We start from the raw sequence: 13,971 nt of genomic DNA, 5'->3' as shown, positions 1-13,971 counted from the left end.
CTAGCTATTTCACTGATCAATGCACTGCGTGCCATGCTGTGAACCGTCCAACCCCTCACGGAAGCCCCCAAAAGGGATCCTTCCATGCTGCAAGGAGAGCGCGTGCTCACTGTCGGTGACCAGTTCCCCACCTACGACCTGACCGCCTGCGTGTCGCTGGAGAGCGGCAAGGAGTTCGCGCAGATCGACCACAAGTCCTACGAGGGCAAGTGGCGCGTGGTGTTCTTCTGGCCGAAGGACTTCACCTTCGTCTGCCCGACCGAGATCGCCGCCTTCGGCAAGCTGAACGACGAGTTCGCGGACCGCGACGCCCAGATCCTCGGCGTCTCCGGCGACTCCGAGTTCGTGCACCACGCCTGGCGCAAGGACCACGCCGATCTGCGCGACCTGCCCTTCCCGATGCTCGCCGACTCGAAGCACGAGCTCATGAGCGACTGCGGCGTCCGGGGCGAGGACGGCTTCGCCCAGCGCGCCGTCTTCATCGTGGACCCGAACAACGAGATCCAGTTCACCATGGTGACCGCCGGCTCCGTGGGCCGTAACCCCAAGGAGGTCCTGCGGGTCCTCGACGCCCTGCAGACCGACGAGCTCTGCCCCTGCAACTGGACCAAGGGCGAGGACACCCTGGACGCCGGCAAGCTCCTGGCCGGTGAGTGAGCATGGCCCTCGATGAGCTCAAGTCCGCCATACCGGACTTCGCCAAGGACCTGAAGCTGAACCTCGGCTCGGTCATCGGCAACAGCGAGCTCCCGCAGCAGCAGCTGTGGGGCACCGTGCTGGCCTGCGCGATCGCCTCGCGCTCGCCGAAGGTGCTGAGGGAGCTGGAGCCCGAGGCCCAGGCGAACCTGAAGCCCGAGGCGTACCAGGCCGCCAAGTCCGCCGCCGCCATCATGGCGATGAACAACGTCTTCTACCGGACCCGGCACCTGCTGTCGGACCCCGAGTACGGGACGATGCGGGCCGGCCTGCGGATGAACGTCATCGGCAACCCGGGCGTCGAGAAGGTCGACTTCGAGCTCTGGTCGCTCGCCGTCTCCGCGATCAACGGCTGCGGCCAGTGCCTGGACTCGCACGAGCAGGTCCTGCGCAAGGCCGGCGTCGACCGCGAGACGATCCAGGAGGCGTTCAAGATCGCCTCGGTGATCCAGGCGGTCGCCGTCACCCTGGACGCGGAGGCCGTCCTCGCCGAGTAGTCGGCGGAGCCTCACGGCGGAGGGGCCCCGGAGCGGATCGCTCCGGGGCCCCTCCGCCGTGTCCGGCTACTTCTTGAGCGCCGCGAGCAGCGCGAGGAGGTCCTGGGTCATCGGGACGTCGATCCCGGAGAGGTCGGGGCCGACCGCCTCGGCCATCTCGCCGTCCTCGTCCTCGTAGTAGTTGCGGTGGACCTCGATCTGGACCACCGCCTGCCCGTCGAGCACCCGCAGCGTGCCGCCGTCCTCGCCCCGGTCGCCGAAGAACGCCTGCTCGCCGACGCCGGCGATCGGCTCGAAGAGGTCGGAGTACTTCGCCCGCGCGGCGAACTCGACCTCGGGGTCGGCCTTCTTGTGCAGGGTGTACGTGACGGAGGCACCCTGCTCGCGGTCGCCCTCGCCGAAGCTGACGAAGCAGGAGCTCTCGCTCAGCACCGGCTCGTCCAGGAACGGCCCGATGCCCGCCGTGCCGCGCTTGCCGAGGACGACGGACAGGCCCTCCAGCCCGGCCCGCTCGCACAGCTCCTCGACCGGCCGGTACCCGCCCAGCTCCACGCCCTCGTCGCGCTGCCCCGCTCCGTACGCGTACAGCCCCGCGCCCCACACCGCCGAGGCGAGCACGGCGCCGCCGAACGCCCACAGCCAGGGCCGGCGGCCCCGGGGCGGGCGCGGCGGCCGCTCCTCCGTCAGGACCTCGGCGGTCACGAAGGGGGCACCGCCCTCCAGTTCGGGCTCCGAGATCACGCCTTCCCCTTCCGCCCGCGCTCCGGCGATCCGGGCGCCGGCGTCGGCGCCACCTCGAAGGCGGTCGCGCCGCGCGGCTCGGGGCTGGTGAGCAGTGCCGGCTCGTGGCTCCACGCCTTCAGGTAGCCGACGACGGTGTTGGAGACCGCGACGAGCGGGACGGCGACGACGGCACCGCCGATGCCGGCCGTCAGTCCGCCCGCGGCGACCGCGAGGACCACGGCCAGCGGGTGGACGCGGACGGCCCGGCCGAGGATGAACGGCTGGAGGACGTGGCCCTCGATCTGCTGCACGGCGAGGACCACCACCAGCACCATCAGCGCGGTGAAGACGCCGTTGGTGACGAGGGCGACCAGCACGGCGAGGGCGCCGGAGATGACGGCTCCGACCAGCGGGATGAAGGCGAAGAGGAAGATGAAGACGGCGAGCGGGACCGCCATCGGCACGTCGAGGAAGTAGAGGCCCAGGCCGATGAAGACGGCGTCGATGAGGGCGACCAGGACGGTGCCGCGCACATAGGCGGTGAGGGTGCGCCAGGCGCGCGGACCGGCGCCGGCGACCCCGGGCCTGGCCTGCGCCGGGACGAGCTTCAGCGTCCACTCCCAGACCTTCTTCCCGTCGTAGAGCAGGAAGAGGGTGGAGAACATGGCCAGCAGGATGCCGGTCATGGTCTCGACGATGACGGTGACGCCCTGGAGGCCGGCGGAGGTGATCTGCTCGGCGTTGGCGCCGATGGTGTCGCTGAGGTTCTTGGCGATGTCGTTGATCTGGCGCTCGGTCACGTGGAAGGGGCTGTCGAGGAGCCAGCGCTTCAGCTCCTCGATGCCGTCCCTGACCCGGTCGGTGAGGTTGTCGATGTTGTCCATCACCTGCCACACCACGAACCAGCCGACCAGCCCCATCACGACGAAGCCGGAGATGGCGGTGATGGCCGTGGCCAGCCCGCGCGGCACGCCCATGGTCCGCAGCCGCGCCACGGTCGGCTGGAGCAGCGCGGTGACCAGGAGGGCGGCGACGAAGGCGAGGACGACGAGCTGGACGGAGCTGATGACCCGCATCAGCACCCAGACGGTCCCGGCGAGGACGAGCAGCCGCCAGCCGGCCTCGCCGGCGACCCGCAGTCCCCACGGGATGGCGGACACCGGGTCGGGACGGGCGGGGACGGCCGGGGCGTAGGCCGGCGGGGCGGGGACGGTACGGCCCTCGGCGACGGCGACCGCCGCGGCGGAGCCGGCGTCGCCCGCGGCGGCCGTGGCGGTCTTCGCCGGGCCGTCCGGACGCTCCGGGGCCGCCGTCGCCGGCGGGCGCTCGTACGGCGGTCCGTCGGGCGTGTCCCCCGCGGCCTCGGCGTGCCGGGCCTCCAGCTCGCTCCCCATGCGGCTGATGCCCTCGCCCAGTCGGCTCAGCCATCCTGGCAGTCTTGACATCTCGTCCTTCTTCCCCCCGTTCGGTCCCTGGCAACCTACACGCAGGAAGCCCCGCACCGTAGGACGGTGCGGGGCTTCCTGGGGTTGAGCGCGCGCGGCCCTAGGGCCTGTCTGACCATGGGCGTCGGATCAGGCCGGGTCGTCCGGTGCGTGCGATCGGCGTGCGGCCGGGGCGCCCTCGTAGCCGAGCTACTCGGGCGTTTCGGCCGTGCGGCATGGGGGCACCTCCCGTGCCCGAAGGGCTACGGGGGAGTGCCTGCCGGGCGGGCCGGACCCGACGGGAATGGTCAGACAGGCCCTAATACCAGCGGTTGGCCTGCCAGAACGACCAGGCGCCGCAAGGGCTGCCGTAGCGGCCGTTCATGTAGCTGAGGCCCCACTTGATCTGGGTGGCGGGGTTGGTCTGCCAGTCGGCGCCGGCCGAGGACATCTTGCTGCCCGGCAGCGCCTGGACGAGGCCGTAGGCGCCGGACGACGGGTTCTGCGCCCGGTAGTTCCAGGTGGACTCGTGGTCCACGATGTTGCTGAAGCACTGGAACTGCGAGGCCGGGACCATCTGGCGGGCGATCGCCTTGACCTCGGAGACGGAGTAGGAGCCCTGGGCGGCGAAGCTCGACGCGTCGCGGACGGCGTCGCGGCTGGCGCGCTCGGCCTTCTCGCGGGCCTCCCGCTCCTCGCGCTCCTTCTTCTCCTTCTCGGCCTTCTCGTCGGCGGCCTTCTTCTTCGCCTCCGCGTCCTCGGCGGCCTTGAGGCGCGCGGCCTCTTCGGCGCCCTTGCGCGCGGTGGCGTCGGCGGCGGCGGCCTGGACGTCGGCCTGCTCCGCGAGGGAGGCGACCTGTACCTGTGCCTGCGCGCCCGCGGGGATGTCCGCGAGCAGCGTGCTGTCGGCCGCGGCGGCCTCGAAGTTGTCGTCCGAGGTGGCCTGCGCGGCGTTGCCCGTGGCAACTCCGACGACGGCACCGACGGTGGTGACCGCAGTGGCTGACGCCACCGCGAATCCCCGGACCGAGATCCGGCTCACACGGTTTCCTTCCAGCATCACCCGCAGCGGTGACCACGCGGGCGAAATCGTGCCCCTCGCGCTGGTCTTCGTCGTACCGGGTCACAGAAGACACGGGCCCGTGGTGCTGTGGGCGGCATGCGGCGTCGATTGTGGAGTTGTGCGGTGCTGCTGTGCGCCTTCGAGAGCATCGAGGGTGCACGGGTGCCGTATGCGGGGCCTGACGGAAGCAAGACTTTGCCGGACCGGGACGCCGCAAGGCAATTCCGTGTTGCGTGTGAAAGCTCACACCTCTTCGGGCACCGGTGTTTTGACGGATGTTGCGGACACGGGGGCGCCGCCCGGCTAAGCTCCTGCGCTTCGCCGGGCGGCGCCAACTCCCTTACGGGAGCCAAAGGGTATGAATCGGGCACCTGCCCCTTACAGGCGGCTGTCCTCCAGCATCTCGGTCACGAGGGCCGCGATCTGGGACCGCTCGGAGCGGGTCAGGGTGACGTGGGCGAAGAGCGGATGCCCCTTCAGCTTCTCGACCACGGCGACGACTCCGTCGTACCGCCCCACCCGCAGGTTGTCCCGCTGGGCCACGTCATGGGTGAGGACCACCCGCGAATTCGCGCCGATACGGGACAGAACGGTCAACAGGACGTTCCGCTCCAGGGACTGGGCCTCGTCGACGATGACGAAGGCGTCGTGGAGCGAGCGGCCCCGGATGTGGGTGAGGGGCAGGACCTCCAGCATCCCCCGGGACAGCACCTCCTCGATCACCTCGCGGCCGGCGACCGCGGAGAGCGTGTCGAAGACCGCCTGCGCCCAGGGGCTCATCTTCTCCGACTCGCTGCCGGGCAGATAGCCGAGCTCCTGGCCGCCGACCGCGTACAGCGGACGGAAGACCATCACCTTCTGGTGCTGACGGCGCTCCAGGACCGCCTCCAGGCCCGCGCAGAGCGCGAGCGCCGACTTGCCGGTGCCCGCCCGGCCGCCCATCGAGATGATCCCGACCTCCGGGTCGAGGAGCAGGTCGAGGGCGATCCGCTGCTCGGCGCTGCGGCCCCGGATCCCGAACGCCTCCCGGTCGCCGCGGACCAGCCGCACGTTCCCGTCGGCGCCGACCCGGGCGAGGGCCTTGCCGCGCTCCGACTGGAGCACCAGGCCGGTGTGCACGGGCAGCTCGGAGGCCTCCGGCACGTACAGCCGCTCCTGGTCGTAGAGCAGGTCGATCTGTTCGGCGGAGAGGGTGAGCTCGGACATCCCGGTCCACCCGTTGGCGTCCGTGATGGCGAGCTCGGCGCGGTACTCCTCGGCGAGCAGGCCCACCGAGGACGCCTTGATGCGCAGCGGCAGGTCCTTGGAGACGACGGTGACGTCGTACCCCTCCGCCTGGAGGTTGCGGGCGACCGCGAGGATCCGGGAGTCGTTGTCCCCCAGCCGGTAGCCGGCCGGGAGGATGCCGGGGTCGGAGTGGTTGAGCTCGACCCGCAGCGTGCCGCCCAGCTCCCCGACGGGGAGGGGGGCGTCCAGGCGCCCGTACCGGACCCGGAAGTCGTCCAGCAGGCGCAGGGCCTGGCGGGCGAAGTAGCCGAGCTCGGGGTGGTGCCTCTTCGCCTCCAGCTCGGTCACCACGACGATGGGGAGCACGACCTCGTGCTCCTCGAAGCGGGACATCGCCTTGGGGTCGGCGAGCAGGACGCTGGTGTCGAGAACATAGGTGCGCCGGTCGGAAAGGCGGCGCTTCGTGCTGGTCACCACGGAAGGACAGACCCCCTCAGAAGACCCGTATGAGGCCGGGGTGCGACGGAATCACCGTTGTCGCTGCGGAATGGGACCGGGATCGGACCGCCCAGCGCGGGCCGAACACCGGCCCTCCGCTTCTCCCGTACGTGTCCCGCACGGTCGTCCTGGTGCAAGGGGCCTCCCGGGTGGCGGTCTCCGTGCCGCTCACTTCACCAGGCTTATTCCCTCGAACACTCCCGGCCATGCCACGGCATGTGACGGCGTGTTCGTGAACGCCGGGTGACTCCCCCGGGGGCAGGGGGGCGCGTGCCTCAGGAGCCGTAGCGCCGGTGCCGGGCGGCGTAGTCGCGCAGCGCCCGCAGGAAGTCGACCTTGCGGAAGGCCGGCCAGTGGACCTCGCAGAAGTAGTACTCGGAGTGAGCGCTCTGCCACAGCATGAAACCGGACAGGCGCTGCTCGCCGCTGGTGCGGATCACCAGGTCCGGGTCGGGCTGGCCGCGCGTGTACAGGTGCTCCGAGATGAGGTCGATGGAGACGGTCTCGGCCAGCTCCTCGAAGCCGGTGCCGCGCTCCGCGTGGTCCAGGAGCAGGGAGCGGACCGCGTCCGCGATCTCCTGCCGGCCGCCGTAGCCGACGGCGACGTTGACCAGTATCCCGGCGTTGCCGCGGGTGGACTCCTCGGCCTCCTTGAGGACCGTCTGGGTCCGGGCCGGCAGCAGGTCCATGGTGCCGACGTGGTGCACCCGCCAGCGCCCGTCGGAGGCGAGCGCCTTCACGGCGTCCTCGATGATCCCGAGCAGCGGCACCAGCTGCTCCTCGGGGCGGTTCAGGTTGTCCGTGGAGAGCATCCAGAGCGTGACGACCTCGACGTCGGTCTCGGCGCACCAGCCGAGGAGCTCCCGGATCTTGTCCGCGCCGGCCTTGTGTCCCTGCTCGGGGGTCCCCCCGGACGCCTTGGCCCAGCGACGGTTGCCGTCCAGGATGACCCCGATGTGCTTGGGCACCTGGGCGTGGTCGAGGCGGCCTTCCACCCGGCGTGCGTAGAGCCCGTACACCAGGTCGCGCAGGTTCACTGTTCTTTACCCCATCCATGGGCGGGCGGATCGCAAGCCGCCACACTACTGCGGTCGGATGAAGGGTCCCAGCCCGGGAGTGTCACAACTCCTTACGGGTGTGTCACAAGTCCGTGATAAGCAGAGATACGTGACTGAATCCCCCCTCTACCGCGCCGCCGCGGAGCGCTACGACTCCATGGAGTACCGCCGCTCGGGCCGCAGCGGGCTCAAGCTCCCCGCCGTCTCCCTCGGCCTCTGGCACAACTTCGGCGACGACCGCACGCTCGACTCGCAGCGGGCGATCCTGCGCCGCGCCTTCGACCTCGGCGTCACCCACTTCGACCTGGCGAACAACTACGGCCCGCCGCCCGGCTCGGCCGAGCTGAACTTCGGCAAGATCTTCGCCCAGGACTTCGCCCCGTACCGGGACGAGCTGATCGTCTCCACCAAGGCCGGCTACGAGATGCACCCCGGCCCGTACGGCGAGTGGGGCTCCCGCAAGTACCTGCTGTCCTCGCTCGACGCCTCCCTGGACCGGATGGGCCTCGACTACGTCGACATCTTCTACTCGCACCGCTTCGACCCGGAGACCCCGCTGGAGGAGACCATGGGGGCGCTCGCCTCCGCGGTCCGGCAGGGCAAGGCGCTGTACGTCGGCGTCTCCTCGTACAACGCGGAGCAGACCGCCGAGGCCGCGCGGCTCCTGAAGGAGATGGGCGTCCCTGCCCTCATCCACCAGCCCTCGTACTCGATGATCAACCGCTGGACCGAGGACGACGGCCTCCTGGACACCCTGGAGACGGCCGGGATGGGCTGCATCTCCTTCGTGCCGCTGGCCCAGGGCCTGCTCACCAACAAGTACCTGAAGGGCGTCCCGGAGGGCTCGCGCGCCACCCAGGGCAAGTCCCTCGACCCGAACCTGCTCTCCGACGAGGTGCTCCGCCGCCTGCGCGGCCTCGCGGACATCGCCGAGCGGCGCGGGCAGTCGCTGGCCCAGCTGGCGCTGACGTGGGTGCTGCGCGACCCGCGGATGACCTCGGCGCTGATCGGCGCGTCGAGCGTCGGGCAGCTGGAGGAGAACGTGGCGGCACTGGCCTTCGCGCCGCTGACGGACGAGGAGCTGAAGGAGATCGACTCCTTCGCCGTCGACACCGAGGGCACCAACATCTGGGCCGGTCGGGGCTGACCCTCCCTCGCCGGGAGACGGGAAAAGAAAACGGGCCGGTCCGTGGGGGGGATACGGACCGGCCCGAGGGGGGGGTTCCACCATAACCCTTCGCCAGTCGGGCTGCGCGCCACGTGCGCCGACCGAAGGCGGCGGATTTCCCCGGATCCCAGGCGCCCCAAGGGTTCCGGGGGTCCGTGGCGGGTTTGCGCCCCGGCGTGGCGGCGGACTTCCGTCCCTCCGACGGGGGAACGCCCCCCACCCGCTCCGCGTTGACGCCACCCCTGGTGGACGCGGGTGGCGTGGCGCTCCGCGACCGCTCCATGGCGCTGCGCGGCCGGCGCGGCACCGGACCGGGGCCGCGCTCAGGGCACGGCGGTGAAGGCGCCGAGGGCGAGGCCCAGGACCGCGCCGGCCAGCATGAAGGGGCCGAACGGGATCGCGGAGGAGCGGCCCGCCCGGCCGAGCAGCACCCGCCCGAAGCCGTACCCCGCGCCCAGCAGGAAGCCGAGGAAGGCGCCGGTGAAGAGCACGCCCCAGCCGTACCAGCCGAGGGCCGCGCCCAGCGGCAGGGCCAGCTTCACGTCGCCGAAGCCCAGCCCCTGCGGGCTGATCAGGTGCAGCGCCAGATAGCCGCCGCCGAGCACGAGGGTCCCGAGCAGCGCGTGGGTCCAGGAACCGGCGTCGTACGGGAGGAGTTCGGCGGCCCCGAGCAGCAGCGGCACGGCGAGCGCGAGCGGCAGGGTCAGCCCGTCCGGCAGCCGGTGCACCCGGACGTCCACGCAGGCCAGCAGCACCCCGAACGGCGCGGCCAGCAGCCAGACCGCGAGCTCGGGCCGGGGCCCTCCGGTGGCCGCGGCCAGCATCGCGCAGACCGCCGCGGTCAGCAGCGGCACGGCGAACGGCGCGGGTGTCGTCGCGCACGCCGCCCGGCCCGGCCCGCCGAGCCAGCCGCCCGCCGGGCCCGCCAGCCGGTGCCCCGCGGGGCAGAGCGCGCGCCAGGGCTCGTCGGGCTCCACGGAGAGCCGGTACGCGGCCCGCGGCACGAGCAGCCCGGCGGCGGCGCCCCAGAGGGCGGCGAGAACGATCAGCGAGGCCTCCACGGGCCGAACCCTAGGGGGTGTCGCGCCGATCGGGTCTAGGGTCGGGCGCATGGGGCGGAGTCTGCGGGACGGGACGGGAACGCTGTCGGTGCAGGGGGGCGCGGCGGTCCCGGTGGAGGTCGCGGCGTCCTACCGGGCGCGGCGGCGCGGGCTGCTCGGCCGGGACGGGGTCGCGGGGGCGCTGCTCCTCACCCCGGCGAACAGCGTCCACACCTTCGGCATGCGCTTCCCGATCGACGTGGCCCACCTCGACCGGGAGCTGCGGGTGCTCGCCGTGGTCACGATGCGCCCGGGCCGGCTCGGGGCGCTCCGGCTCCGCGCCCGGCACGTGCTGGAGGCGGAGGCGGGCGCGATGGCGGGGTGGGGGCTGCGGCCCGGGGTCCGGGTGACCGTCACGACGGACCCCGCCGGCGGAGGTCAGGGCGGGCCGGGACCCAGCAGCGTGAAGGCGCCGTAGGCCGCGGAGGCCGGGGCGAGCACGGCGAGGACCGCGGCGGCGGTGCCCGTGCGGAGCCGGGCGAGCGCGGCGGCCGGCGGGAGCAGCAGGCCGAAGGCGGGCATCATCAGCCGTGGCCGGGAGCCGAAGTACGCGGCGCCGACCAGCGACACCACGACGACCCCGGCCGTGTACACGAGCAGCGGCAGCGGCTGGCCCTGCCGCACGCAGAGCGCCAGCAGCCAGGCGAGGAGCGCCAGGGCCGCGCAGAGGCCGAGCGACGCGGGCCGGGGCAGCGAGGCGATGAAGCGGGCGAGGGCGACGCCGCCGTCGATGGAGTTGCCCCACGCGGCCTGCACGTCGAAGTAGGCGGTGGCGCTCGACTCGCGGATCCCGACGTACACGACGTACCCGAGCCAGCCGAGCGGTGCGAGGAGCACCCCGGCGACCGTCCGCCACGGCAGCCGGCGGTCCCGGAGCAGGGCCGCGAGCGCGGTGACGCCGAGGGCGGCGATCAGCGCGGCGGCGGTGGGCCGGGTGAGTCCGGCGAGCGCGCAGAGCAGGCCGGCGAGGAGCCAGCGGCCGCGCAGCACCGCGTACAGCGACCAGGCGGCGAGGGCGGTGAAGAGGGTCTCCGTGTACGCCATCGACTGCACGAACGCGGTCGGGTACACGCCCCAGAGCACGGCCAGCAGGATCCCGGCGCGGGCGGAGACGACGTGCTCGCCGCAGCGGAAGATCCCCCAGGCCGCGGCGGCCGAGGCGGTCCAGGAGACCAGCAGCCCGGCGCCGGCCGCGTCGAGCGGGAGGACGGCGGACAGGCCCCGTTCGAGGGCGGGGAGGAGCGGGAAGAACGCCAGGTCGGAGTGGACGTCCCCGTTCGGGAGCGTGACCCGGTACCCGTACCCGTGCTCGGCGATCCGCGTGTACCAGACCGAGTCCCAGCGCCCGCTCAGCCGGTGGAAGCCGTCCTTGCCGGTCGCGGCGGCGGCGATCGCGAGGACGAGGAGTCCCAGGAGCCGGGTGGCGGCGTAGCCGCCGAGGGCGAGGAGGAGCGGGGAACGGCGGGTCGGCGGGGACATGCGGTCGATTATCCGGGGGTGCCGCGGGGCGCCTCGGGGCGGCCTCCGGGGTGGGCCCGGAGCGGGCTCCGGAGTGATCTCCGAGGGCGTGTCCGGGCGGTCTTCGGGGCGGTGTCCGGGAGCGGGGACGGGGTGACGTCCGGGAGCGGGGGCGGGGTCGTGGGGGTCAGTTCAGGAGGCCGGCGATCACGACGGCGACCGCGAGCACGAGGAGCGCGAGGCCGACCAGCTGGCGGGTGCGGCGCGGGGAGCGCAGGGAGACCACGCGGGGCGAGCTCGGCCCGGGGATCACGAGGAAGACCCGGTCGGGGCGATCGGCGTGGGCGACCCGGGCGACCGAGAGGTGGCGCAGGCGGACGCGGCGGCCGACCTCGCCGGGGTGCGGGGCGAGCCGGGGCTTCAGGTAGGCGGCGACGGCGGCCTCGTCGATCCCCGGCGCACCGTCCGCGCCGTCCGCACTCTTCGGGGCGGCCTCGGCGTCCGGGTCGTCCGCGCTCTTCGGGGCGGCCTCGGCGTCCGGGTCGCGCCGGGCGTCCGCGGCGTGCAGGCCGTCCGGGGACATCGCCTTCTCGCCCTCCGCGTCGACGCGGGTCCAGGCGTCCCGGCCGGTGGTCCACCCGAAGGCGCGGGACGGGAGCGAGGAGGTCTCCCTGAGCGCGTCCGTGACCGGCACACGGGTGACGACCCCCTCGGTCCACCGCACGAACCTGCCGGTGCCCCCGCAGACGTCGTGGACCACGGTGCCCTTCCCCTTGCACTCCGGGCAGGTGCGGGCCTCGCTCCCGCCGCACTCGGGGCACTTGCGCGTGCCGGTCCCCCGGCACTTCGCGCACGCCGACTCCTTGGCGCCGCACTCCCGGCAGGTGACGCGGGCCGCCCGCTCGTCCTCCGGCCGCGGGGCCGGCTCACGGGTGCGGGAGCCGGAGCCGTCGCAGCTCAGACAGGACGCGCCCTCCTGGCAGGCGGTGCAGCGGACGGCCTTCGGGCAGGTGACGTGCCCGGCGCCCCGGCAGCGCTCGCAGTGCTTCCTGCCGTCGGCGCAGACGCAGATGCCGGGGGCCACCGAACCGCGCCGCACCAGCCGGAGCGTCGAGCCGGCCGCCGGGTCGGCGGGCGCGGGCACCGGGTGCCGGGCCAGGTCGTCGTACTCCGGCAGGTCCGACAGGTCGCGGGAGCCCTTGTGGAAACGGGCCGCCTCGGTGCGGGTCTCCACGCAGCGGACTATCTCGCCCTCGACGAGGAGGTGCCGGGTGATGCGGGCGCGGTCGGCCGGGAAGGCCCCTCCGGCTCCCTCGGGGCTGCGCCGGACGGCCGCCAGCACCTCGTCGTCGCTCAGCACGCGTCCGCCTCCCGGGCACCTCGGATGATCCCCGGGAAGCTACCCAAGCACCGTGTGCGTGAAGCCCGTTCAGCCCTGCGGCCGCATCCGTCCGAACTTCGCGGCCATCACCGGGCCGAGCTGCCGGACGATGCCGTGGCCGGGCTCGTGCGGGGACGGCAGGTCGCCGAGGAAGGAGGTCACGATCACCTCGTCGACGGCGGTGTCGCCGCGGCCGCACCGCTCCTCCAGGAAGTCGAGGGTGCGGCGCCAGTCGGGCTCCGCCTCCGGCGCGAGGAAGGAGCGGACGGTCCCCTGGACGACGTCCCAGAAGAAGACGTGCGGCAGGACCCCGCCCTGCCGGAAGACATGGCTCTCGTAGGCGCCCCGGAAGGCGGGGACGTGCAGGAGGAGGTCGTGGACGAGCTGTACGCCCGACGACGGCGGGGGAATCGGTGGACCGGTCGGCGTGTCGGCGGACGGGTCGGTGGACGGGTCGGTGGACGTCACGGCGGACAGGTCGGTGGACGTCCTGGCGGACGTGTCGGCGGACGTGTCGGTCGCGGTCTGAGGTCTCAAGTGCTGCATCGGCGGCCCTGCCCCGGAGCGTTGTGGTGTTTCGGTCCAGAATGCTCCTCCCCCGGCCCCGCGTCCCGACACTTTTGCGCTTTCCTGGGGACAACTTTCGCCCGGTTTTCCACAGGGGGTGCGAAGTGTCCCCCATCCGTGGATCGTTGGGCGTATGTACGAGTTGGCGACCCTCGCCCGGGGCGGGGTCCTCCTCACCGCCCGGGCGCTCGCGGCGGGCTGGCCGCCGGGCCGGCTCGCCGCGTGCCTGCGCCGGGAGGGCTGGCAGCGGATCTGCCGGGGCGCCTGGGCGGTGCCGGGGAAGGAGACGGACTGGCGGGTCCAAGAGACCGCCCTCCAGCTGCTGCGCCCGCGGCGGGTCTGCGGCCTCGGGACGGCGGCGCGGCTGCACCGGATCGAGGTCCTGGCGGGAGCGGCAGGAAGGACGCGGGCGACAGGGACGGCAGGGCCGCCGGCGCCGGCGGCCTCCCGGGCGTCGCTCCCGCCGGAGGACGTCTGCCTGCGCCGGGGCCTGCGGGCGACGACGGCCGCGCGGACGGTCGCGGACCTGATGCGGGCGGCCGGGAGCCGGGAGGAGGCCGTGGTGGCGGCGGACTCGGCGCTCTCCCGCCGGACCGTGGAGGGCGTGCGGCGCGACCCTCCGGTCCGGTACGAGGAACTGGTCGCGCAGCTGGCCGTCCGGCGGCCCGGGGCACCGCGCGCCCGCGCCTGGCTCCCCCTGACGGACCCGGCCGCGGGGTCGCCGGCGGAGACGGTGGCCCGGCTGCGGATGGCCGACGCCTCGCTCCGGCCGGAGTGCCAGCCGCTCCTGCGGACGCCCGGCGGGCGTCCGCTCCGTCCGGACTTCCTGTTCCGGGCGGCGGGGCTCGCGGTGGAGGTGGAGGGGTACGCGTACCACGGCACGCGGCGGGCGCACGAGCGGGACGTGGCCCGTTTCAACGCGCTCCAGTCCTGCCCGGAGGTCCGCCGGGTGCTGCGCTTCACCGCCCGCGAGGTCTTCGCGCACCCGGCCCGGATGACGGCGGAGATCCGGGCCGCGCTGGCCGGGCTCGCCCCGTGAGCGGAGCGCCCAATTCCCCTGATGGAGAGCCTTCTTGACCCCCCTGGGGGCGACCGTTGCTCCGCTAGAGTG

At 73.2% G+C, this 13,971-nt stretch carries 14 protein-coding genes; 5 read left to right on the top strand and 9 right to left on the bottom strand.

Translation table 11 applies throughout. From position 1 onward, the window contains the following. Window positions 1-102 precede the first annotated feature (102 nt). Both IE287_RS25235 and IE287_RS25230 read left to right on the top strand, forming a co-directional pair. On the top strand, window positions 103-657 hold the full coding sequence (locus IE287_RS25235; protein ID WP_189851474.1) for a peroxiredoxin: 555 nt from the start codon (window positions 103-105) through the stop codon (window positions 655-657). A 2-nt stretch (window positions 658-659) separates the two neighbouring features. Further along, window positions 660-1,193, top strand: a complete 534-nt coding sequence (locus IE287_RS25230) for an alkyl hydroperoxide reductase (protein ID WP_189851473.1) — start codon at window positions 660-662, stop codon at window positions 1,191-1,193. A 66-nt stretch (window positions 1,194-1,259) separates the two neighbouring features. On the opposite strand, the gene IE287_RS25225 is transcribed toward IE287_RS25230, so the two are convergent. The 5 genes from IE287_RS25225 to IE287_RS25205 form a co-directional block, all read right to left on the bottom strand. Further along, a complete protein-coding gene (locus IE287_RS25225) occupies window positions 1,260-1,934 on the bottom strand; it encodes a hypothetical protein (protein ID WP_189851472.1) in 675 nt (224 codons plus the stop codon). Continuing rightward, the gene (locus IE287_RS25220) at window positions 1,931-3,361 is read right to left on the bottom strand and encodes an AI-2E family transporter (protein ID WP_189851471.1); all 1,431 of its coding nucleotides are present in this window, start codon (window positions 3,359-3,361) and stop codon (window positions 1,931-1,933) included. The genes IE287_RS25225 and IE287_RS25220 overlap by 4 nt, the downstream gene beginning before the upstream one ends. A gap of 298 nt (window positions 3,362-3,659) precedes the next feature. After that, a complete protein-coding gene (locus tag IE287_RS25215; RefSeq protein WP_444545983.1) occupies window positions 3,660-4,382 on the bottom strand; it encodes an aggregation-promoting factor C-terminal-like domain-containing protein in 723 nt (240 codons plus the stop codon). 399 nt (window positions 4,383-4,781) lie between these two features. Continuing rightward, complete coding sequence (gene phoH2, locus IE287_RS25210) at window positions 4,782-6,107, bottom strand: RNA 5'-3' helicase PhoH2 (protein WP_189851469.1); 1,326 nt, start codon at window positions 6,105-6,107, stop codon at window positions 4,782-4,784. A 296-nt stretch (window positions 6,108-6,403) separates the two neighbouring features. After that, complete coding sequence (locus IE287_RS25205) at window positions 6,404-7,165, bottom strand: isoprenyl transferase (protein WP_189851468.1); 762 nt, start codon at window positions 7,163-7,165, stop codon at window positions 6,404-6,406. A 130-nt stretch (window positions 7,166-7,295) separates the two neighbouring features. On the opposite strand from IE287_RS25205, the gene mgrA reads away from it, so the two are divergent. Then, on the top strand, window positions 7,296-8,333 hold the full coding sequence (gene mgrA, locus IE287_RS25200; RefSeq protein ID WP_189851467.1) for an L-glyceraldehyde 3-phosphate reductase: 1,038 nt from the start codon (window positions 7,296-7,298) through the stop codon (window positions 8,331-8,333). A gap of 344 nt (window positions 8,334-8,677) precedes the next feature. Here the strand turns inward: mgrA and IE287_RS25195 are convergent, their stop codons facing one another. Continuing rightward, complete coding sequence (locus tag IE287_RS25195; RefSeq protein ID WP_189851466.1) at window positions 8,678-9,415, bottom strand: prepilin peptidase; 738 nt, start codon at window positions 9,413-9,415, stop codon at window positions 8,678-8,680. A 49-nt stretch (window positions 9,416-9,464) separates the two neighbouring features. Between IE287_RS25195 and IE287_RS25190 the strand changes: the two genes are divergently transcribed. Then, window positions 9,465-9,872, top strand: coding sequence for a DUF192 domain-containing protein (locus tag IE287_RS25190; protein ID WP_189851465.1), 408 nt, complete (start codon window positions 9,465-9,467; stop codon window positions 9,870-9,872). Here IE287_RS25190 and IE287_RS25185 read toward each other — a convergent pair. From IE287_RS25185 to IE287_RS25175, 3 genes are all read right to left on the bottom strand, one after another. After that, on the bottom strand, window positions 9,833-10,933 hold the full coding sequence (locus tag IE287_RS25185) for a putative hexosyltransferase (protein ID WP_189851464.1): 1,101 nt from the start codon (window positions 10,931-10,933) through the stop codon (window positions 9,833-9,835). The two genes, IE287_RS25190 and IE287_RS25185, sit on opposite strands and share 40 nt — an antisense overlap. Window positions 10,934-11,099: 166 nt before the next feature. Continuing rightward, the gene (locus IE287_RS25180; RefSeq protein WP_189851463.1) at window positions 11,100-12,272 is read right to left on the bottom strand and encodes a hypothetical protein; all 1,173 of its coding nucleotides are present in this window, start codon (window positions 12,270-12,272) and stop codon (window positions 11,100-11,102) included. Between the two features lie 69 nt (window positions 12,273-12,341). Continuing rightward, window positions 12,342-12,830 (bottom strand): hypothetical protein, encoded by a 489-nt coding sequence (locus IE287_RS25175; RefSeq protein ID WP_229883723.1) that lies wholly within the window; start codon window positions 12,828-12,830, stop codon window positions 12,342-12,344. Between the two features lie 163 nt (window positions 12,831-12,993). Between IE287_RS25175 and IE287_RS39160 the strand changes: the two genes are divergently transcribed. Further along, entirely contained in the window at window positions 12,994-13,899 is a 906-nt protein-coding gene (locus IE287_RS39160) for a putative endonuclease domain-containing protein (RefSeq protein WP_189851462.1), read from the top strand. Window positions 13,900-13,971: the final 72 nt, after the last annotated feature.

This window comes from Streptomyces omiyaensis (assembly GCF_014650895.1).
GTDB classification, from domain to species: domain Bacteria; phylum Actinomycetota; class Actinomycetes; order Streptomycetales; family Streptomycetaceae; genus Streptomyces; species Streptomyces omiyaensis.
Note: the sequence above shows the minus strand (reverse complement) of the source record. Positions and strands in the feature narration are given on the sequence as shown.

Bases quoted from the DNA above. Each gene is read 5' to 3' on its own strand.
- IE287_RS25230 (WP_189851473.1), top strand. From the start codon at position 660: ATGGCCCTCGATGAGCTCAAGTCCGCCATACCGGACTTCGCCAAGGAC.
- IE287_RS25220 (WP_189851471.1), bottom strand. From the start codon at position 3,361: ATGTCAAGACTGCCAGGATGGCTGAGCCGACTGGGCGAGGGCATCAGC.
- IE287_RS25190 (WP_189851465.1), top strand. From the start codon at position 9,465: ATGGGGCGGAGTCTGCGGGACGGGACGGGAACGCTGTCGGTGCAGGGG.
- IE287_RS25185 (WP_189851464.1), bottom strand. From the start codon at position 10,933: ATGTCCCCGCCGACCCGCCGTTCCCCGCTCCTCCTCGCCCTCGGCGGC.
- IE287_RS39160 (WP_189851462.1), top strand. From the start codon at position 12,994: ATGTACGAGTTGGCGACCCTCGCCCGGGGCGGGGTCCTCCTCACCGCC.